The 17766-nt window shown below is 55.9% G+C and carries 19 protein-coding genes and 1 tRNA gene; 8 read left to right on the top strand and 12 right to left on the bottom strand.

What is annotated here, in order from left to right; genetic code table 11:
- Window positions 1–24 precede the first annotated feature (24 nt).
- From GOV90_RS02455 to GOV90_RS02430, 6 genes are all read left to right on the top strand, one after another.
- Complete coding sequence (locus GOV90_RS02455) at window positions 25–813, top strand: ABC transporter ATP-binding protein (protein WP_171090015.1); 789 nt, start codon at window positions 25–27, stop codon at window positions 811–813.
- Window positions 810–1643, top strand: coding sequence for an ABC transporter ATP-binding protein (locus tag GOV90_RS02450; protein ID WP_171090013.1), 834 nt, complete (start codon window positions 810–812; stop codon window positions 1641–1643). Before GOV90_RS02455 ends, GOV90_RS02450 begins: the two co-directional genes overlap by 4 nt.
- A gap of 2 nt (window positions 1644–1645) precedes the next feature.
- Window positions 1646–2029, top strand: a complete 384-nt coding sequence (locus tag GOV90_RS02445; RefSeq protein ID WP_171090011.1) for a hypothetical protein — start codon at window positions 1646–1648, stop codon at window positions 2027–2029.
- The gene (locus tag GOV90_RS02440; protein ID WP_171090008.1) at window positions 2029–3039 is read left to right on the top strand and encodes a branched-chain amino acid ABC transporter permease; all 1011 of its coding nucleotides are present in this window, start codon (window positions 2029–2031) and stop codon (window positions 3037–3039) included. Before GOV90_RS02445 ends, GOV90_RS02440 begins: the two co-directional genes overlap by 1 nt.
- Window positions 3036–4349 carry a branched-chain amino acid ABC transporter permease gene (locus GOV90_RS02435; RefSeq protein ID WP_171090007.1) on the top strand — a complete coding sequence of 438 codons (1314 nt, stop codon included), beginning with the start codon at window positions 3036–3038 and terminating at the stop codon, window positions 4347–4349. Before GOV90_RS02440 ends, GOV90_RS02435 begins: the two co-directional genes overlap by 4 nt.
- Before the next feature lie 181 nt (window positions 4350–4530).
- Window positions 4531–4785, top strand: a complete 255-nt coding sequence (locus GOV90_RS02430) for a hypothetical protein (RefSeq protein ID WP_171090005.1) — start codon at window positions 4531–4533, stop codon at window positions 4783–4785.
- Window positions 4786–4817: 32 nt separating this feature from the next.
- On the opposite strand, the gene GOV90_RS02425 is transcribed toward GOV90_RS02430, so the two are convergent.
- Window positions 4818–6365 (bottom strand): helicase HerA-like domain-containing protein, encoded by a 1548-nt coding sequence (locus GOV90_RS02425; RefSeq protein ID WP_171105246.1) that lies wholly within the window; start codon window positions 6363–6365, stop codon window positions 4818–4820.
- A 450-nt stretch (window positions 6366–6815) separates the two neighbouring features.
- Between GOV90_RS02425 and GOV90_RS02420 the strand changes: the two genes are divergently transcribed.
- The gene (locus GOV90_RS02420) at window positions 6816–7424 is read left to right on the top strand and encodes an invasion associated locus B family protein (RefSeq protein ID WP_171090001.1); all 609 of its coding nucleotides are present in this window, start codon (window positions 6816–6818) and stop codon (window positions 7422–7424) included.
- Between the two features lie 62 nt (window positions 7425–7486).
- Here the strand turns inward: GOV90_RS02420 and GOV90_RS02415 are convergent, their stop codons facing one another.
- Genes GOV90_RS02415 through GOV90_RS02400 form a run of 4 tightly spaced genes read right to left on the bottom strand, consistent with a single transcriptional unit; the run spans window position 7487 to window position 11728 of the window.
- Window positions 7487–8695 (bottom strand): beta-ketoacyl synthase, encoded by a 1209-nt coding sequence (locus tag GOV90_RS02415; protein WP_171089999.1) that lies wholly within the window; start codon window positions 8693–8695, stop codon window positions 7487–7489.
- A 9-nt stretch (window positions 8696–8704) separates the two neighbouring features.
- Window positions 8705–8962: an acyl carrier protein gene (locus GOV90_RS02410; RefSeq protein WP_171089997.1), complete on the bottom strand. Its 258-nt coding sequence runs from the start codon at window positions 8960–8962 to the stop codon at window positions 8705–8707.
- A gap of 32 nt (window positions 8963–8994) precedes the next feature.
- On the bottom strand, window positions 8995–10086 hold the full coding sequence (lpxD, locus tag GOV90_RS02405; RefSeq protein WP_171089995.1) for a UDP-3-O-(3-hydroxymyristoyl)glucosamine N-acyltransferase: 1092 nt from the start codon (window positions 10084–10086) through the stop codon (window positions 8995–8997).
- 34 nt (window positions 10087–10120) lie between these two features.
- On the bottom strand, window positions 10121–11728 hold the full coding sequence (locus GOV90_RS02400; RefSeq protein WP_171089993.1) for a murein L,D-transpeptidase: 1608 nt from the start codon (window positions 11726–11728) through the stop codon (window positions 10121–10123).
- 355 nt (window positions 11729–12083) lie between these two features.
- On the opposite strand from GOV90_RS02400, the gene GOV90_RS02395 reads away from it, so the two are divergent.
- Window positions 12084–12653 (top strand): DUF882 domain-containing protein, encoded by a 570-nt coding sequence (locus tag GOV90_RS02395; RefSeq protein WP_171089991.1) that lies wholly within the window; start codon window positions 12084–12086, stop codon window positions 12651–12653.
- A 64-nt stretch (window positions 12654–12717) separates the two neighbouring features.
- Here the strand turns inward: GOV90_RS02395 and GOV90_RS02390 are convergent, their stop codons facing one another.
- The 7 genes from GOV90_RS02390 to sufC form a co-directional block, all read right to left on the bottom strand.
- Window positions 12718–13053: a hypothetical protein gene (locus GOV90_RS02390; RefSeq protein WP_171105244.1), complete on the bottom strand. Its 336-nt coding sequence runs from the start codon at window positions 13051–13053 to the stop codon at window positions 12718–12720.
- Between the two features lie 168 nt (window positions 13054–13221).
- Window positions 13222–13298 (bottom strand) — tRNA-Arg (locus GOV90_RS02385).
- A gap of 77 nt (window positions 13299–13375) precedes the next feature.
- Window positions 13376–14596 (bottom strand): cysteine desulfurase, encoded by a 1221-nt coding sequence (locus GOV90_RS02380; RefSeq protein WP_171089987.1) that lies wholly within the window; start codon window positions 14594–14596, stop codon window positions 13376–13378.
- A gap of 11 nt (window positions 14597–14607) precedes the next feature.
- A complete protein-coding gene (locus GOV90_RS02375) occupies window positions 14608–15174 on the bottom strand; it encodes a YIP1 family protein (RefSeq protein WP_171089986.1) in 567 nt (188 codons plus the stop codon).
- Complete coding sequence (locus GOV90_RS02370; protein WP_171089983.1) at window positions 15171–15656, bottom strand: YIP1 family protein; 486 nt, start codon at window positions 15654–15656, stop codon at window positions 15171–15173. Before GOV90_RS02370 ends, GOV90_RS02375 begins: the two co-directional genes overlap by 4 nt.
- On the bottom strand, window positions 15656–16936 hold the full coding sequence (locus tag GOV90_RS02365; protein ID WP_171089982.1) for a SufD family Fe-S cluster assembly protein: 1281 nt from the start codon (window positions 16934–16936) through the stop codon (window positions 15656–15658). The genes GOV90_RS02370 and GOV90_RS02365 overlap by 1 nt, the downstream gene beginning before the upstream one ends.
- Window positions 16936–17691 (bottom strand): Fe-S cluster assembly ATPase SufC, encoded by a 756-nt coding sequence (gene sufC / locus GOV90_RS02360; RefSeq protein WP_171089980.1) that lies wholly within the window; start codon window positions 17689–17691, stop codon window positions 16936–16938. The genes GOV90_RS02365 and sufC overlap by 1 nt, the downstream gene beginning before the upstream one ends.
- Window positions 17692–17766: the final 75 nt, after the last annotated feature.

Here is a 17766-nt window from a genome sequence, read left to right as displayed (position 1 = left end):
GCGAGGCAAAGGCAAGGGGATAACATGATCGTCGTCGAAGACGTGCACAAGCATTTCGGCGGATTTCACGCGGTGGACGGGGCATCGCTGGAAATCCAAAAAGGGTCGATCACCGGCCTGATCGGGCCGAACGGTGCAGGAAAAACCACACTGTTCAATGTGATCGCGGGCGTTCTGCCACCTACCAGCGGCAAGGTGTTCATGGATGGTGAGGATATAACCGGCCTGCCCCCGCATGAGCTGTTTCACAAGGGGTTGCTGCGCACCTTCCAGATTGCGCACGAGTTTTCCTCGATGAGCTGCCGTGAAAACCTGATGATGGTGCCCGGTGCGCAAACGGGTGAATCGCTGTGGAACACCTGGTTTGGCCGCAAGCGCATCGCGGATGAAGAACGCGCGCTGCGGGCCAAGGCCGATGAGGTGCTTGAGTTTCTGACCATCGAACACCTGGCCGACCACAAGGCGGGTCAGGTCTCGGGCGGGCAGAAAAAGCTGCTGGAACTTGGCCGCACCATGATGGTCGACGCCAAGATCGTGTTCTTGGACGAGGTCGGTGCCGGTGTGAACCGTACTCTGCTGATGACCATTGCCGACACCATTCTGCGCCTGAACAAGGAACGCGGCTACACCTTCGTAGTCATCGAGCACGACATGGATTTCATCGGCAAGATCTGTGACCCGGTCATCTGTATGGCCGAGGGCAAGGTTCTGGCCGAGGGCACTCTGGACGAGATCAAAGCGAATGAGCATGTGATCGAGGCTTATCTGGGCACCGGCCTGAAGAACAAAGACAAGCTGGAGGCAGGCGCGTGAGCGACAATCCTTACCACGACGACAAAGGGAACAAGGACGCCTCAATCACCAACACGCACGGCGTTGGCACGATGACGCCTGCGCATCCCAAAAGTGGTGAAGCGCAATACGTTGGTGGCGGCGGCCCCTTCCTGATTGGCGACACGATGACCGGCGGCTATGGCAAGGGGCCGGACATCCTGCATGACTGCACCATTGCGGTCGACAAGGGTGAGATCGCGGTGATCGTTGGCCCCAACGGCGCGGGCAAGTCCACGGCGATGAAAGCCGTTTTCGGAATGCTGGACGTACGTGCCGGTTCGGTTCGGCTGGACGGCGAAGACATCACCAAGCTGTCACCGCAGGACCGCGTGATCAAAGGCATGGGCTTTGTGCCGCAGACCTCGAACATCTTCACGTCCATGACGGTGGAAGAGAACCTTGAAATGGGGGCCTTCATCCGCCGCGACGATATCACCGAGACGATGGAGCAGGTCTATGACCTCTTCCCCATCCTGCGCGACAAGCGCAATCAGGCCGCCGGAGAGCTGTCAGGCGGTCAACGCCAACAGGTCGCCGTGGGTCGCGCGCTGATGACTCAGCCCAAGGTTCTGATGCTGGACGAACCCACTGCCGGTGTCTCTCCCATTGTGATGGATGAGCTGTTTGATCGGATCATCGAGGTATCCCGCACCGGGTTGCCGATCCTGATGGTCGAACAGAACGCCCGTCAGGCACTGGAGATCGCGGACAAGGGATATGTGCTGGTTCAGGGGCGGAATGCCTATACCGGCACAGGCAAAGAACTGCTGGCCGATCCTGAGGTTCGTAAGAGTTTCTTGGGGGGGTGAGGATGAAAGTTTTGGCCCTCTTAGCAGTTCTGTCTGCCACTACCGGTGCGGCCACCGCAAAAGACGTCACGAGATGTAAGTTGGAATACACGTGCGTTAATATCGATGCATGTCAGACAACAAAAACGGGTCTCGGTGTTGATTTCGAGTTTGTAGCTTTGCCTGACAACCAGCTTCGTCTTGACCTTGGAGATCGCGGGTTGCCGTTGCTGAAGGTCCAGCAAGTGACAGATGACTTGATGACCGCACATGGCTGGGATTCTGATCGATCAGCATCTTACACCTTCAGCTTGTTCGCTGATGGGATTGTCGCGTACACGACCCACGTCTTTGTAGGCAAAGGTATAAGCCTGACCGGCCTTGGCCGCTGCGAGGTAAATGGCTAATGGACTTCCTCAACGCCTTTGTGGCGCTCTCCAACTTCGTTCTTGTTCCCGCAATCGCCTATGGCAGCCAGTTGGCGCTGGGGGCTTTGGGGGTAACGCTGATCTATGGCATCCTGCGGTTTTCGAACTTTGCACACGGCGACACGATGGCTTTTGGCGCGATGATCGCTGTTCTGGTCACGTGGGGTTTACAAGCCGCCGGGGTCAGTTTTGGGCCGCTGCCAACTGCTCTGCTCGCCCTGCCCTTTGCCATTCTGGGCTGTATCGTTCTGGTGCTGATCACTGACCGGCTGGTTTACAGGTTCTACCGGGAACAAAAGGCCAAACCGGTGATCCTCGTGATCGTCTCGATGGGCGTGATGTTCATCATGAACGGCATCGTGCGCTTTATCATCGGGCCTGATGACCAGAGGTTCTCGGACGGTGCACGGTTCATTATCTCGGCGCGCGATTTCAAGGCACTGACCGGACTGCGCGAGGGATTGGCGATCAAAACCTCTCAGGGCATCACCGTGATCGTGGCCGTTGTCGCCGTGGCGTTGCTGTTCTGGTTCCTCAACAAAACCCGCACCGGCAAGTCCATGCGTGCTTATTCGGATAATGAAGATCTGGCGCTGCTGTCCGGCATCAACCCCGAGCGTGTGGTGATGATCACATGGATCATCGTCGCCGCACTGGCAACCACGGCTGGGGTTCTTTACGGTCTCGACAAGAGCTTTAAGCCCTTCGTCTATTTCCAACTTCTGCTGCCAATCTTTGCGTCGGCCATTGTGGGCGGGCTTGGCAATCCGCTGGGTGCCATCGCAGGTGGGTTTATTATCGCGTTTTCCGAGGTGACCATCACCTACGCTTGGAAAAAGGTGCTGACCTATCTGGCTCCGGAAAGTCTGGAACCCTCAGGCTTGGTCCAGTTCCTGTCCACCGATTACAAATTCGCCGTCAGCTTCGTGATCCTGCTGATCGTGCTTCTGTTTAAGCCCACGGGCCTGTTCAAGGGGAAAGCGGTATGACCGAGTCTGTCAAGAACACGCTGCTTTTTGCTGTTGTCGCCAGTTTGATCCTGCTGACAGGTTTCACCCAAAGCTGGAATACCGCCATTCTGATCCTGAACATGGGGTTGATCTCGGCCATCATGGCGATTGGGGTCAACCTGCAATGGGGCTTTGCGGGCCTGTTCAACGTAGGTGTGATGGGCTTTGTCGCGCTTGGCGGTTTGGCCGTGGTGCTGGTGTCAACACCGCCTACACCAGGGGCCTGGAGTGCTGGCGGCTACGGGATTGTGTTGTCCTTGCTGTTGGGGGCCGCGACCGTTGTTGCCGCTGTTCTGGTGGCGACCAAGATGCCGAAAGGCCGGGCACAGACCCTGACCATCATCGCAGTTCTGGTTGTTGGGTTCTTCATTTACCGTGCTGTGTTTGACCCTAATGTTGCTGCAGTCGAAGCTATCGACCCAGCGATTGCAGGTAATATCGGCGGTCTGAACCTCCCGGTTCTGCTGGCCTGGCCTGCCGGTGGTTTGCTGGCGGCGGGCGCTGCCTGGCTGATCGGTAAAACGGCTTTGGGTCTGCGGTCGGATTATCTGGCGATTGCCACGCTGGGTATTGCCGAGATCATCATTGCCGTCATGAAGAACGAAGACTGGCTGGCCCGGGGCGTTAAAAATGTCTACGGCATTCCGCGCCCGTCCCCTGTTGTCGGGTACGAAGTTGAGCTGCAACAAGATCCGGCGTTTCTGGCGCGCGCGGAATGGTTCGGGCTTGATCCGGTCACGGCCTCTACTCTTTCGGTCAAGCTTGGTTATTCGCTGCTGTTCCTGATCGTCCTGCTGGCGTTGCTGTGGATGGCCCAGATGGCATTGAAAAGCCCGTGGGGCCGCATGATGCGCGCGATCCGTGACAATGAGGTCGCGGCCGAGGCGATGGGCAAGGACGTGACCCGCCGCCACTTGCAGATCTTTGTCCTGGGGTCGGCCATTTGCGGGATCGCAGGGGCCATGATGACCACGCTGGACGGTCAGCTGACACCAAGCGCCTACCAGCCCCTACGTTTTACCTTTCTGGTCTGGGTGATGGTAATCGTTGGCGGCTCGGGGAACAATTTCGGGTCTGTTCTTGGCGCGTTCTTAATCTGGTTCCTGTGGGTTCAGGTGGAGCCAATCGGCCTGTGGCTGATGAACCTGATCACCTCCGGCATGCCGGATGGCAGTTGGCTAAAAGCGCACCTGATCGAAAGCGCTGCCCATATGCGCCTGTTCACTATGGGTCTTATCCTGTTGATTGTTCTCAGATTCAGCCCAAGGGGCCTGATCCCTGAAAAATAAAACTGATCTATAACCAGTTCGTGAAACCGTGCCTGTAAACGGGCGCGGTTTCTTGATTCATGATGGAATTTTGACTAAACGGACCCACCGCAGTGTTCTTCTTCTGCGGTCTGTTGCTGGCACTCACACCTGCTAAAGCCGATCTGAAACGATCATTCTAACTTATTGATACGAGTAAAAAATGAAAGCACCACGCTTCGGAACAGTTCTTTTACTTGCGGTTGTTGTCGCCACAACAGCCGCCTGTATACCCAGACCCGAGGATCTTGAAACGACGCCTGTTAAGGTGCAGACGCCCCAGGGGGTCGTAACCTGTCAGCTGTACCGCCAGGATCGGGTCACATGGGATCGCGCTATCGATTTTCCTGCAACCAAAATGTCGGTCCCGCAGGCCGACGCCTATTGCCGCCAGGAAGGTCAGCGCCGATTGAAATAATTACGTCGGCGCCCTTCACGGGCGCCGCGCCGCTATCTGTTTTTGAACAGACCGCCCAGAATACCGCGCACAATACGACGCCCGGTTGTTCCCTTAAGCTCTTTGATCACAGCGTCTGTCATTGCCGTTGCAAACGTGTCTTTTCTGCGCTGCACACGTGAAGACGACCGCCCGACCCGACTGCCAGAGTATCTGCGAGCCGCGGAAAACTCGCGTTCCATTGGCGATTGAGCTTCTAGCACATCATCCAATTCCGCTTGCTCCGCAGCTTTTGCGGCCGCCTCGGCCCGCGCCTGCAGAATCTCAAAGGCAGATTTGCGATCTATACCCTTGTCATATTTTCCTGCCATCGGGGACGCCGCCAAAATCGCTTTGCGATCAGCGCCAGAAATCGGCCCTAGCTGAGATCCCGGAGGACGAATCAAGGTGCGTTCGACAATGCCGGGAACCCCTTTCTTTTGCAGCATCGAGGTCACGGCCTCACCAACGCCAACCTCTCGGATCGCAGCTTCGGTGTCGAAAGCCGGGTTCTCTCGGTACGTTTCAGCGGCCATGCGCAGGTTCTTACGGTCGCGCGCTGTGAAGGCCCGTAAGGCGTGTTGGACGCGATTGCCCAGTTGGCCCAGAATGTCTTCGGGAATATCAGCCGGGTTTTGCGTGATGAAATAGACCCCAACGCCTTTTGATCGGATCAGTCGTGCCACCTGTTCAACCTTGTCCACCAAAACCTTTGGGGCGTCGTCGAACAGCAGGTGTGCTTCGTCGAAGAAAAAGACCAGCTTTGGTTTCTCGGGGTCGCCAACTTCGGGCAGTTCTTCAAACAATTCACTCAATAGCCAGAGCAGGAAGGTGGCATAGAGCCGGGGTGAGGCCATCAGTTTGTCCGACGCGAGGATGTTCACCATCCCCTGCCCGTTTTCGTCAACACGCATCAGATCAGCCAGATCCAGCGCCGGTTCGCCAAACAATTTGGTGCCACCCTGATTTTCAAGCACCAGCAATCGTCTTTGAATTGCGCCGATCGAAGACGTCGACACGTTGCCATAGCGCAGGGACAGCTGCGCGCGATTTTCTCCGATCCAGACCAGCAATGCCTGAAGGTCTTTCAGATCCAGCAGCGGCATCCCTTCTTCATCAGCCACCCGGAAGGCGATGTTCAGAATGCCTTCCTGCGCTTCGCTCAGTTCCAGCAGGCGCGACAACAGAAGCGGTCCCATCTCTGTAACGGTTGTGCGCACCGGGTGGCCCTGTTCACCAAAAAGATCCCAGAACGTCACGGGGCAAGCAGCATAGTTGAACGCCGAAAACCCGATGCGTTCGGCGCGGTCCATAAAGGCCTGATGCAGTTTGTGCGACGCGCTTCCAGCTACGGCCAGACCGGACAGGTCGCCTTTTACGTCGGACAGAAACACCGGGACGCCTGCTTGTGAAAATCCTTCGGCAAGTATTTGCAGTGTCACGGTTTTACCCGTTCCAGTCGCACCCGCGATCAATCCATGGCGATTTGCATAGTTCAACGCCAATTCCTGCGGTGTGCCATACCCTTCGCCACCGCCGCCCAAAAAAATAGTCTTGCCCATTAACACTGCCTTATAGCTCACCGATCCGTGACCAGCATACAAAGTTAACCTTTGACTGCGATAGTCCTTTTGCCTTGCGGTGGTTTTTTGATCTCGCAGGGCAGACTTCCTCCCTGTCGACTGGCCGTGCCTTCGGGCACGGCTTTTTTTGCCTGCGCCAACACATGTTCAAGTCCTGAGGGTTGGATTAAAATTTCAGGATAGCTGTTGACCCACCGGCACCGCTCTCGTAGGGTTTGCGCATAAATAAGTCGGCCAGTCCGACGGGGAGAACCTTTTGAGGAAGGGAGCTGATAAAACGGCTCCCTTTTTCTATGTGTGGAAGGGCCTTTTCTAAAGCGTCGGGCAAGAATCTGTTCACGTTCCTCCGGGCTGCTCTGTTAGTGCCTGACACCGGTTCGGAAGAATGCTAAACGAGGCCAAAAGCTCAATCATCAAATCGAGGCATTCATGATCAAGAAACTTCTCTCCGCGAATGTACTGGCAGCCGCCTTTGTAAGCAGCGCGGCATTTGCCCAGGAAACCACTGACGACACACAAGCGCAGACAGAGGTACCCCAGACCCAAGCTACACAGGAATTGGATCTGGGTGAAAGCGGCCCCCGCGTTGGCGACCAATACGTCAAAGAAGAAAGCGGTGACTGGAACATCACGTGCTTAAAGACCGAAGGAGACAATGATCCTTGCCTGCTGCGTCAAATTCTGTCTGGTGCCGAGGGACAACCGGTTGCGGAAATCTCAGTCAACAAACTGCCCGAAGGTGCTACAGCCGTTGCTGCCGCCAGCCTGATTGTACCGCTTGAGACATTGCTGCAGGCCCAAATCGCCATATCCATCGATGGTGCACCCAGCAAAAGGTACAACTATCATCACTGCAACCCCGTGGGCTGCGTGGCGCAGTTGGGCTTTACCCAAGGCGACATCGACGCAATGAAGGGGGGCAGCACGGCCACTATTTCTATGGTGTCCATCCTAGCCCCCAATCAGCTCTTGCAAATCGAAATGTCGCTGGCCGGTTTCACCAGTGGTTACGACAAGCTGGACGTCTTGCAAAACTAAGTGCACGCCACAAAAAGGCCGCCCGTTCCGTGGCGGCCTTTTCTATTTGAGCGTCGGTTTTTCTAAACCCGCTTCAGCGCCAAGACAGCATTCAGCCCGCCAAAGGCAAACGCATTGCTCAGGGCCACGTCAACTTTCGCTTCACGGGCGACATTCGGCACCACATCCAGCGCACATTCCGGGTCCGGCTCCTCATAGCCGATGGTTGGTGCAATCACCCCGTCCCGCAGGGCCATGATACAAGCCAGCAATTCCACAGCTCCGGTCCCACCGATCAGGTGGCCGTGCATGGATTTTGTGGACGATATCATCAGATCATCTGCATGCGGTCCAAATACATCTGCAACGGCTGCGCACTCGGTTTTGTCATTGGCTGCCGTGCCTGTGCCGTGGGCGTTGATATAACAGACATCGCTGGCGTTCAGCCTGGCATCCGACAGAGCGCCCGCCATGGCCCGCGCGGCCCCCTGTTTACTGGGCATCACAATGTCGGCCGCATCCGAAGACATCGCAAAGCCGACAACTTCACACAGAACTTCAGCCCCGCGTGCGCGCGCATGTTCGTATTCTTCGAACACAAATATGCCAGCCCCTTCGCCCTGAACCATTCCGTTGCGGTTGGCGCTGAAAGGGCGGCAGGCGTCCTTCGACATCACGCGCAAACCTTCCCATGCTTTGATCCCGCCGAAACACAACATGGATTCTGACCCGCCTGTGATCATCGCCGGAGCCGCCCCGCTGCGCACCATCTGAAAGGCTTGTGCCATGGCGTGGTTCGACGACGCGCAGGCCGTCGAGACGGTAAAGCTGGGCCCTTTGAGGTTATGCTCCATCGACACGTGGCTCGCCGCGGCATTGTTCATCAGTTTGGGAACAACGAACGGGTGCACACGGTTCTTACCATCCTCGTAGACCGAACGGTAATTGTCATCCCAGGTCGAAACGCCTCCACCTGCGGTTCCAAGCACGACGCCTGATCTGGCCGCCAATTCACCGTGAAACTCGATGCCTGACTGTTCAATAGCCTCTTTGGCAGCCGTCAGGGTGAACTGAGTGAACCGGTCGTACAAGGACATCTGTTGACGATTAAACCGCCCTTCCGCCTCGAACCCCCGGACCTGACCGCCGATCTTGATGGCCAGACGATCAACATCGCGAAATTCCAGTTCCGAGATGCCACAACGACCTTCGCGCATGGCCTCCAGAGTATCAGGAACCGAATGGCCCAGTGAGTTGATCGTACCTGCGCCGGTAATAACAACACGTTTCATGAGAGCAGGTCAGACCTTTTCCGACACAAGCTGTTCGATCCCGGCAATGATGGCGGCCACATTGGAGATATCGAAATCATTGGCTTCGGGTTCGTTGGCATTGAACGGAACCGAAATGTCGAACTCTTCTTCGATTGCAAAGATGCTTTCTACCAGACCCAGGCTGTCGATACCCAAGTCCTCAAGCGTGCTTTCGGGCGTCACATCCGATGGCTCCAGCACGGCCTGCTCTGCAATGATTGCGATGACGCGGTCGCTGATGCTCATGTCGGTCCCCTGACTTTCGTTCTGAGGATGATTTAATCGCTCGGCGACTGTTTGAAAACAGCCTTTTTAAGTGCCTCAACGTCGCGGGCCATGCGCGGTAAACGGCGTTGGGCTTTGTAGATGTCCGTATGAGTATCCATTTTGATGCCCGGATAACCCATTATGACGCGGCCTGCCGGAACGTTGGACAGAATTTTTGTGCCTCCACCGGCAATCACACCGTCACCAATAAAGATGTTATCAACAACGCCAGTCTGACCACCCAGAACAACGTTATTGCCAATCTCGACAGATCCCGAAACACCGGTTTGACCACACAAAAGGCAATCGCGCCCCACACGCGTATTGTGCCCCACATGTACCAGATTATCCAGTTTCGAGCCGTCTCCGATCCGGGTATTGCGGATCGTGCCGTTGTCGACGGTGCAGTTTGATCCAACCTCGACGTCATCGCCTATCTCGACCGCTCCCAAAGAGTGGATGCGAAGCCAGCTTTGTGCTTTGGCCTCGCCTTGATCACCCATGGTCTTGCGAGCGTTCTCAGCGCCAGAGACTTCGGGGGTGACAAAGCTAAAGCCATCGCCCCCGATCCGGGCGCCCGGTTGCGCGACAAAGCGGTCTCCGACTTGCGCGCGGGCACCAATACTGACCATCTCGCGCAGCAACGCACGCTCTCCCAGCGTGGCATCGATGCCGATCGTGCAATGCGCGCTAATCACAGATCCCGCCCCGATCCGGGCGCGGGCACCGACAACTGTAAGAGGCCCGATAGAAACGTCTGCAGCAATCTCTGCCGTCGGATCAATCACAGCCGACGGGTGAATTCCCGGCTCTACCCCTTGTCCACGATCCAGCATGGCAGTGATGCCCGCCATGGCCATACGGGGACGTTTGACAAAGATCGCCGCACGTAGCCCCATAGCCTGCCAATCCGCGCCCTCCCAAAGAACCGCTGCGCGCGCCTCTCCACCTGAAAGCGCATCAGCATATTTCGGAGACATCGCCATCGCCAGATCTGTCGGACCAGCATCACTGGGTTCGGCAGCCCGCACAATCGTCAGGCCTGTATCGCCCTGGCATTCTGCGCTCAGAGCGTCGGCGATTTGTTGAACGGTAAACTGCATGACGGGCTTCCTTTTGGCAGGATTTGACCCGTGCTTACCCCTGAACGTCCGGCAGGGCTACCCCTGCCTTTTGAAGTGCGTCCCAAATCTTGGCATCGCGGTTATAGACGTCGCGGCGATACTGCACCTCGCCCTTCGGCCCGATATAGGCCGTCCGATAGATCAGATGCACCGGCACATGTTGGTCCAGTTCAACTTTGGTTTCCTTGCCGGTCTTGAGAACACGGTGAAAGAACGCCTTGGGGTCTTCCTCTTGTTTTGCCAGCAGCGCATAGGCGAATTCGAAAGGTTGCGCCAAGCGTATACACCCGTGCGAGAATGCCCGCACCTCACGTGCGAACAGGCTTTTCTGTGGAGTATCATGCAGATAGATGTTGTACTTGTTGGGGAACATGAACTTCACCAAACCCAGCGCATTGCTTTTGCTGGGGGGCTGGCGCATCGCAAACGGGAAGTTCCGTGCCGTGAACTGAGTGAAATCCACAGCCCCACGATTAACCTGCCGCCCGCTGCGGTCAGTGATTTGAATATGACCCACCGCGTTAGGATTGGACTGCAGTTTAGGCAGGTATTCCTTGGTGATGATCGAGCGTGGCACATACCAGCTGGGGTTGATCACCATATGCTCCATCACATCCGAAAACTCGGGGCTGCGGCGATCATGTGTGTTCTTGCCAATCACCGCGCGGGTTTCAAACGTAACCTGCCCGTCATCGACGATCTTGGCCGAGAAATCAGCCTGATTCACCAGAATATGACGCCCGCCACGCTCTCGCGGCAGCCAGCGTTCTCTTTCCAGCGCGACATAGACTGCCTTTAGGCGGTCCGAGGCCGGACGGTTCAACTCGGTAATTGTGCCTTGGCCAGCGACACCGTCAGGTTCCAGCCCATGCGCCGTTTGAAAAGCCTGAACGCCAGCCAGCAGCGCATCGTCAAAAGACGGGCTGGCCGACGGTTTCATGTACCCCATCGCCACAAGACGATTGCGCAGTTTGACGACATTCGGCCCGGTGTCACCATACTCTAGTTTCGTGACCGGTACCGTCGCCCCCCAACCGCCTTGATCCACCAAAGCTTGCAAAAGCAGCTTTTGTTTCATCAGCGCGCGGTACTGCCGGGTTTGCGGTGGCAGTTGTTCCAGATATTGCGCGCCTTGCTCCGCCAGCCCTGCCAAATGCTCGGCTGCGCTTCGGCGCTCCACTCCCCGAACCAGTCCGTCGTCTACACGCCCAGGTTCAAGGGTCCCGGAATACAGCGCATCAGCGTACTCCACATACACCCGGCTGAGTTCGGCCTCGACCGCGCCAAGGTCACGAACAGACCGGGCCTGTTCCATCTGATCAATCAATGCCGAGACGGTAGCATCTGCATGGGGTAAACCGTGAAGATGTGCGTTGGACAGTGTTTCAATCAACGCGGTCCTGCGTTGCATATGCTCAGGGGTTTCACCCACCCAAATTGGAGCAAAGCCGTTCGCCCGGTAAAACTCGGCAATTGTCGATGCCTGCGGCGTGTGTTCCGCAATCGCCATTTGAAACGCTGTATTAGGTTCGGGCGCAGACGCTGTGTTCGCAAAACCAGCGGTTGCTGCAAAACAAGCGGTGACAAGGATACTGGTACTGGTGCGGAAAACAGAAAGCATTACGGGGCCTTGAATATTCAAAAGATTGAACTTGGGATATGTGCGTCAGGCAACTATGGATTTGCCATCGATTACTTGTCTATTCACAAATCCCTTACCAAATCGCTTCTGATAGTGTCTGATGCGTGTTTGCATCGGCCGGTTGGCAAAAACCTCACTGCTGCACAAATTCTAAGTGGCACTGTGTCATTTGCGCAAAAAACTGCCGAAAATTCCCCCTGGAAATGGTGAATCTGAAACACTTCTTGGCCGCTGATTCCGATTGTGTCATAAAAATCGCATCTGGGATGGGAAAAAATTAATACCGCGCGCGTAACATCGTGCGCAGGCAGGAACAGTACGGGACGAACCAAAAATGACCAAGAGCAGTTCCTCGGGCTTGACCCGGCGTGCCCTATTGGGTGCATTTGCAGCTACCGCAGTCGCGGCAGCCCCCACATATTCCAATGCAGCAGGCTTTTTGCGCGGTGGCGGCGATATTCGTCGCATTCGTATGTATTCCGGTCGCACGGGCGAACGGTTGGATATGATTTATTGGGTCGATGGTAAGTATATCAAGGACGCTGTCAAAGAAGTGAACCATTTCATGCGCGATTGGCGCACGGATCAGGTTAAATCCATTGATTTGCGCACGATTGATATCATGGCGGCATCACACAATCTTCTGGATGTGAATGAACCGTATATGTTGCTGTCCGGCTATCGCTCTCCGCAGACCAACGCGATGTTGCGTTCCCGGTCGCGTCGCGTTGCGCGCAAGTCGCTTCATATGGAAGGTCAGGCTGCTGACCTGCGTCTGGCGTCTCGCTCAGTCTCGCAGATGGCCAAAGCCGCGATGTCGTGCCGTGCAGGTGGTGTCGGCCAGTATTATGGATCGAACTTCGTTCACATGGATTGCGGAGTTGTCCGTTCTTGGCGCGGTTAAAACGCAAACCAAAACGGGTCTCGCATATCTGAAACGCTTTTAGCAGGAATACTGGTTTTACCTGCTATATCCCTGCATCTCCTCCTCCTCCACCGCCTGCGTCACCACCTCCAGAGTCGCTAGTTGATGGAGCTTCGGCAGTCGAGCTGCCAGTCTCACGCGTCTTTTCCTTGTCGACATCCGATTCAACATTAGACGCAGACACATTGTTGCTCTCTGCTTCATCGTCGCTGTCGGAATCGTCGTCGGTCAGCTTGCCAAGGATGAATGCAAGCACGACACCGACTATAACCCAGCTTACAACGCTGGGGAGTGAATAACCCGAAATAACAGTACAGCCCAAAACCGCAACTATTACGACCACAACGATAAACATTTTTTTTGAAGAGATGACTTGCACGTTCTTTCCTCCATCAACGGTGACGCGAACCAACCCCATCGGGAAAGTGTATCGCAAAACGTGCCGCTAGAAAAATTTACGCTTAAATGAGAGCGCCTGTGGTCGTTCTTAAAACCTAGCGAAACCGAAATTTGGTTCCATGAAAATGGTTCAGAACATGTAAGAAAATGGCGCACCTGAGAGGATTCGAACCTCTGGCCTCTGCCTTCGGAGGGCAGCGCTCTATCCAGCTGAGCTACAGGTGCCTTGGTCGTTAGCTAACCTTGATCCGGTTTGGGTGCAACTGGAAATCGTGCTTGTCGCACCCAGTTTCAGATCAAAGTCAGGCGAAAAGATCATGTGCCAATTCAAGGGCATCGATCAGAATGTCGACCTCTTCCGTGGTGTTATAAAGACCAAAGCTGGCGCGGCATGTTGCTGTCACGCCAAGATGGTCCATCAGCGGCCCGGCACAGTGATGGCCTGCGCGAACAGCCACGCCTTTTTTGTCCAGGATGGTAGACACATCATGCGCATGGCCTGCTCCGTCCAGTGTAAAACTGAAAATGGCCGCCTTGTCGGGACGTGTGCCCTGAACCTGCAACCAGTTGAGACCGTTCAAGCGCTGCATGGCATAGTCGCGCAGGCTTGATTCATGGGCCGCGATGTTCGCCATACCCAGATCCATCATATAATCCAGTGCTACACCCAGACCGATCGTCTGAACGATACCGGGTGTACCGGCCTCGAACTTCATTGGAGGGTCGTTGTAGATGACCTGTTCCTTGCTGACCTCTTTTATCATGTCACCGCCGCCGATAAAGGGGCGCATTTCGGCCATACGTTCGGATTTGATGTAAATCGCGCCTGACCCGGACGGGCCATACAGCTTGTGACCGGTGATCGCGTAAAAATCACAGCCGATCTCTTCCACATTCACCGGCATATGGACCGCGCCTTGGCTGCCGTCCACCAGAACCGGAACACCTTTGGCATGGGCACCTTCGGTGATGGCTTTGACATCTACGACCGTGCCCAGCACATTTGAACACTGGGTTACGGCAACCAGCTTGGTCTTGGGGCCAATTGCATCAATCACGGCCTGAGGGTCCAGCCCACCGTCAGAGTCCACATCCACCCATTTAAGAACAACGCCCTGCCGTTCGCGCAGAAAATGCCAGGGTACGATATTGGCGTGATGCTCCATGACGCTCAGAACGATCTCGTCCCCGGCTTCAAGTCGCGGCATTGCCCAGCCATAAGCAACAAGGTTGATCCCTTCGGTCGTACCCGAGTTCAGGACGATCTCGTCCTCATTCGAAGCACCAAGAAAGCGGGCAATGGTGCCGCGCACGGATTCGTACTTCTCGGTTGCAAGATTGGACAGGTAATGCAAGCCGCGATGGACGTTCGAATATTCCTCGGCATAAGCGCGCGTCACAGCGTCAATAACGACCTGCGGTTTTTGAGCCGAGGCGCCATTGTCCAGATAGGTTAAAGGCTTGCCATTGACCTGACGCGACAGGATCGGAAAGTCAGAGCGGATTTTCTGTACATCGTACATAGGCGTGTTTCCTAGACGGGTCCGGTTGGATTGAACATCAGAACAATGGGAAGGGCGACAATAGCGGCCAAAAGAATTACGGCAAATGCCTTGCCGAGCGAGCCGAATTGATGTGCCTCATTCAGAAAATGCAGCGTTATGTAAAGGCTCCATCCCAAGGTCGCCAGTAGCAAGAGAAGCGTCAGAGCAGGCAAAGCCACGCTGGCAATAACCATGGCCAGCAACGCGCCGCTTTGCAAAAAACTCAGCCAGATCATCAGGATCAACAAGCCGGAAAGCGTTGCACTGCCGCCAAGAACCCGTCCGACCAAAAGAAAGGCGACAACGCTCAGAAGCATCGCACCAGCGGATCGGATTAGAATGAACGGGATGCTTTCGGCCTCAGGGTTCACTGGGGCTTCGGGCGCCATAAAGATCAGGTCCGTGCTGAGTTGGATCAGGCAGTTAAAAACCACCACCAGAAAAAAGCTCAGCCAGACCGCTTCCCGCCCCAGATTCAATGCCAATATCTGACGGGCTGCTTCGGCAGGTTTTTTGAGCGTCAGAACCACCAGTGGGCCCAATTGTGGAATAGTCATTCAGCCGACCTTTGCACTTGTCTGAGACCGGATAACCAGAACCACACAAAAACAGCAACCCAGAGGATGCCCACAATTGACAAAGCAGGTCCGGGTCCGATGAACCCAGCCACCAGACCATTCAGCAAAACCAGCGGCGCAGACGAAAGCAGCGCCCAGAACAAGGCCAGCCTTGCCCCATAGGCCGAGCCCTTGCCGCCAACCAATCGCGCGGCCCAGTGCGAGACCAAAGCCAGAGTGTAGAAGAACAACGGCAAAATGAACACGGTGCCCAGCAGCGCACCGCCCAGCAGCATGTTCAGCTCAACACCTTCCAGATGCGCCTGGCGCGCGAGGCCGGGCATCTGCGCAATAAACGCGACGATGCAAAAGCCCATCACAAATACCAATGCCCGGTCTTCGCGTGGCCCCAAATCCAGAAGCCGGCGAACAACACGCCCCGGCCCCCGGTAAGTTGCCAAAATGTCTGACGAAAGAGCCATCAGCTGCGGCGGGCGAGCCACCCCTCCAGACGGCTGACAATCGCTTCTGCCAATGCGCTGTCTTCGACTTCGTCCACCGCTTCGGCCAGGAATGCAAGTGTCAGCATATTGGTCGCGTCCTTGGTCGGAACTCCGCGCGAGCGCAGGTAGAACAGTGCGGTTTCGTCAATCGCGCCCGAAGTCGAGCCATGCGAACACGCCACATCGTCGGCGTAAATCTCAAGCTCGGGCTTGGCAAGGAACTGGCTGTCGTCATCCAGAAGCAGCGATTGGCTGATCTGGTATCCGTCAGTTTTCTGGGCCCCTTCCTTTACAAGGATTTTGCCTTGAAACACACCGGTTGCTCCGTTGCGCAGAACCTTCTTGAACACCTGACGGCTTTCGCAATTCACAGCATCATGGGTGATGAAGACCGTGTCGTCGTGGTGAAAATCGCCATCTCCAACGCAGGCACCGGCCACATGGGCCACCGCGTCATCACCTGTCAGTTCAACGACTTGTTCGTTGCGGGTCAGGACGCCGTTTACGGTCAGCGTGAAGGACTTATAGACCGACTCTGTTCCGAGACGGGTGAACATATGGGTCGCGGCGCGACGTTCATGGTCCCTACCCTGCGCACGGACGTGGTGCAACGTACCGTTGTCCGCAATGTCGATCTCCATGCATTTGTTAAAGCGCGAAGCTGCTGGACCGGTTTCCAGAATGGTGGCCTCGGCCCCGCTTTCCACACGAACCACATGATGCAGGATCGCGTCTGACGTCGGCGTCGCATGGCGATAGATCAGGTTGATCGGTTTAGACGGTTTACCTGTTACATGGATGGCAACACCATCCGACGCAAAAGCTGTGTTCAGCGCAGCCAATGGGCGCTGAACCGGAGACTGGCCGCGGGCTTCCAAAACGCCATACAGGTCTTTGGCCCAATGGATGTCTTTGCAGCAAATGTCTTCAAGACGGTCGATGCTTACGCCTTCCATCGACAGATCGTCCGACTCTTCGGCGCTGAATACCCCATCCACGAAGACGATGTTGAGCCGATCAAATTCACTGAACACCAGAGGCTCATCATCGGCAAACACTGCAGCGGGGATCGCGTCGGGCGCGACAAGTGTGTCGGGCTGAGTGTATTTCCAGTATTCATCGCGCCGCCCCGGAAGACCGATTTCCAGAACACGTGCCAAAGCGTCTTCACGAGCGGCTCGTGTGCAGCCAGCGTCGGGCATCGTCAGCGCAGACAGCCGCGCCTCGGTTGCGGATTGTTTGACTTCGGGCAAGGCCATCAGTTCACCTCGGCAAGAATGTCGGCATAACCGTTGTTTTCAACCTCAAGCGCCAGATCCGGGCCACCGGTTTTTACGATGCGGCCATCGGCCATGATGTGCACGACATCCGGTTTGATGTGATCCAGCAAGCGCTGGTAGTGCGTGATCACCAGGAAGCCACGGCCTTCATCGCGCAGGGCGTTCACACCTTCGGCAACCAGCTTCATCGCGTCCACGTCCAGGCCCGAGTCGGTTTCGTCCATGATGCACATCTTGGGTTCCAGCATAGCCATCTGCAGGATTTCGTTGCGCTTTTTTTCACCGCCTGAGAAGCCCACATTGACCGGGCGCTTCAGCATATCAGCGTCGATCTTCAGGGTTTTCGCCTTTGCGCGTACTTCTTTCAGGAAGTCGGCTGCCGACAGTTCTTCTTCTCCGCGTGCCTTGCGTTGCGCATTCACAGCGGTCCGCAGGAAAGTCATGTTGCCAACGCCGGGGATCTCAACGGGATACTGGAACGCCAGGAATACACCTGCTGCGGCACGCTCTTCCGGTTCCATTTCCAACAGGTCTTCGCCATCCAGGGTGGCCGAACCTTCGGTGACTTCATATCCATCACGACCAGACAAAACATAGCTGAGCGTCGATTTCCCCGACCCGTTAGGACCCATAATCGCATGTACCTTTCCGGCTTCTACCGTCAGGTCCACACCTTTGAGAATTTGCTTGTCTTCTTCTTCAAGCTGCACGTGCAGGTTCTTGATTTCCAGCATTTTTTGTCCTTTTGCGTATCGCAAAGGGCGCATTCGCCCCATTAATTTTCTAGCCCAGAATTCTGCGGATCAGAC

It is taken from the genome of Ruegeria sp. HKCCA5929 (assembly GCF_013034525.1).
GTDB lineage: Bacteria > Pseudomonadota > Alphaproteobacteria > Rhodobacterales > Rhodobacteraceae > Ruegeria.
This window is presented reverse-complemented; position numbering and strand designations above follow the sequence as displayed.

What these genes read in the sequence shown, in the direction of transcription:
- GOV90_RS02455 (WP_171090015.1), top strand. Translation starts at nt 25, where the DNA reads ATGATCGTCGTCGAAGACGTGCACAAGCATTTCGGCGGATTTCACGCG.
- GOV90_RS02445 (WP_171090011.1), top strand. Translation starts at nt 1,646, where the DNA reads ATGAAAGTTTTGGCCCTCTTAGCAGTTCTGTCTGCCACTACCGGTGCG.
- GOV90_RS02440 (WP_171090008.1), top strand. Translation starts at nt 2,029, where the DNA reads ATGGACTTCCTCAACGCCTTTGTGGCGCTCTCCAACTTCGTTCTTGTT.
- GOV90_RS02435 (WP_171090007.1), top strand. Translation starts at nt 3,036, where the DNA reads ATGACCGAGTCTGTCAAGAACACGCTGCTTTTTGCTGTTGTCGCCAGT.
- GOV90_RS02430 (WP_171090005.1), top strand. Translation starts at nt 4,531, where the DNA reads ATGAAAGCACCACGCTTCGGAACAGTTCTTTTACTTGCGGTTGTTGTC.
- GOV90_RS02425 (WP_171105246.1), bottom strand. Translation starts at nt 6,365, where the DNA reads ATGGGCAAGACTATTTTTTTGGGCGGCGGTGGCGAAGGGTATGGCACA.
- GOV90_RS02420 (WP_171090001.1), top strand. Translation starts at nt 6,816, where the DNA reads ATGATCAAGAAACTTCTCTCCGCGAATGTACTGGCAGCCGCCTTTGTA.
- GOV90_RS02415 (WP_171089999.1), bottom strand. Translation starts at nt 8,695, where the DNA reads ATGAAACGTGTTGTTATTACCGGCGCAGGTACGATCAACTCACTGGGC.
- GOV90_RS02410 (WP_171089997.1), bottom strand. Translation starts at nt 8,962, where the DNA reads ATGAGCATCAGCGACCGCGTCATCGCAATCATTGCAGAGCAGGCCGTG.
- lpxD (WP_171089995.1), bottom strand. Translation starts at nt 10,086, where the DNA reads ATGCAGTTTACCGTTCAACAAATCGCCGACGCTCTGAGCGCAGAATGC.
- GOV90_RS02400 (WP_171089993.1), bottom strand. Translation starts at nt 11,728, where the DNA reads ATGCTTTCTGTTTTCCGCACCAGTACCAGTATCCTTGTCACCGCTTGT.
- GOV90_RS02395 (WP_171089991.1), top strand. Translation starts at nt 12,084, where the DNA reads ATGACCAAGAGCAGTTCCTCGGGCTTGACCCGGCGTGCCCTATTGGGT.
- GOV90_RS02380 (WP_171089987.1), bottom strand. Translation starts at nt 14,596, where the DNA reads ATGTACGATGTACAGAAAATCCGCTCTGACTTTCCGATCCTGTCGCGT.
- GOV90_RS02375 (WP_171089986.1), bottom strand. Translation starts at nt 15,174, where the DNA reads ATGACTATTCCACAATTGGGCCCACTGGTGGTTCTGACGCTCAAAAAA.
- GOV90_RS02370 (WP_171089983.1), bottom strand. Translation starts at nt 15,656, where the DNA reads ATGGCTCTTTCGTCAGACATTTTGGCAACTTACCGGGGGCCGGGGCGT.
- GOV90_RS02365 (WP_171089982.1), bottom strand. Translation starts at nt 16,936, where the DNA reads ATGGCCTTGCCCGAAGTCAAACAATCCGCAACCGAGGCGCGGCTGTCT.
- sufC (WP_171089980.1), bottom strand. Translation starts at nt 17,691, where the DNA reads ATGCTGGAAATCAAGAACCTGCACGTGCAGCTTGAAGAAGAAGACAAG.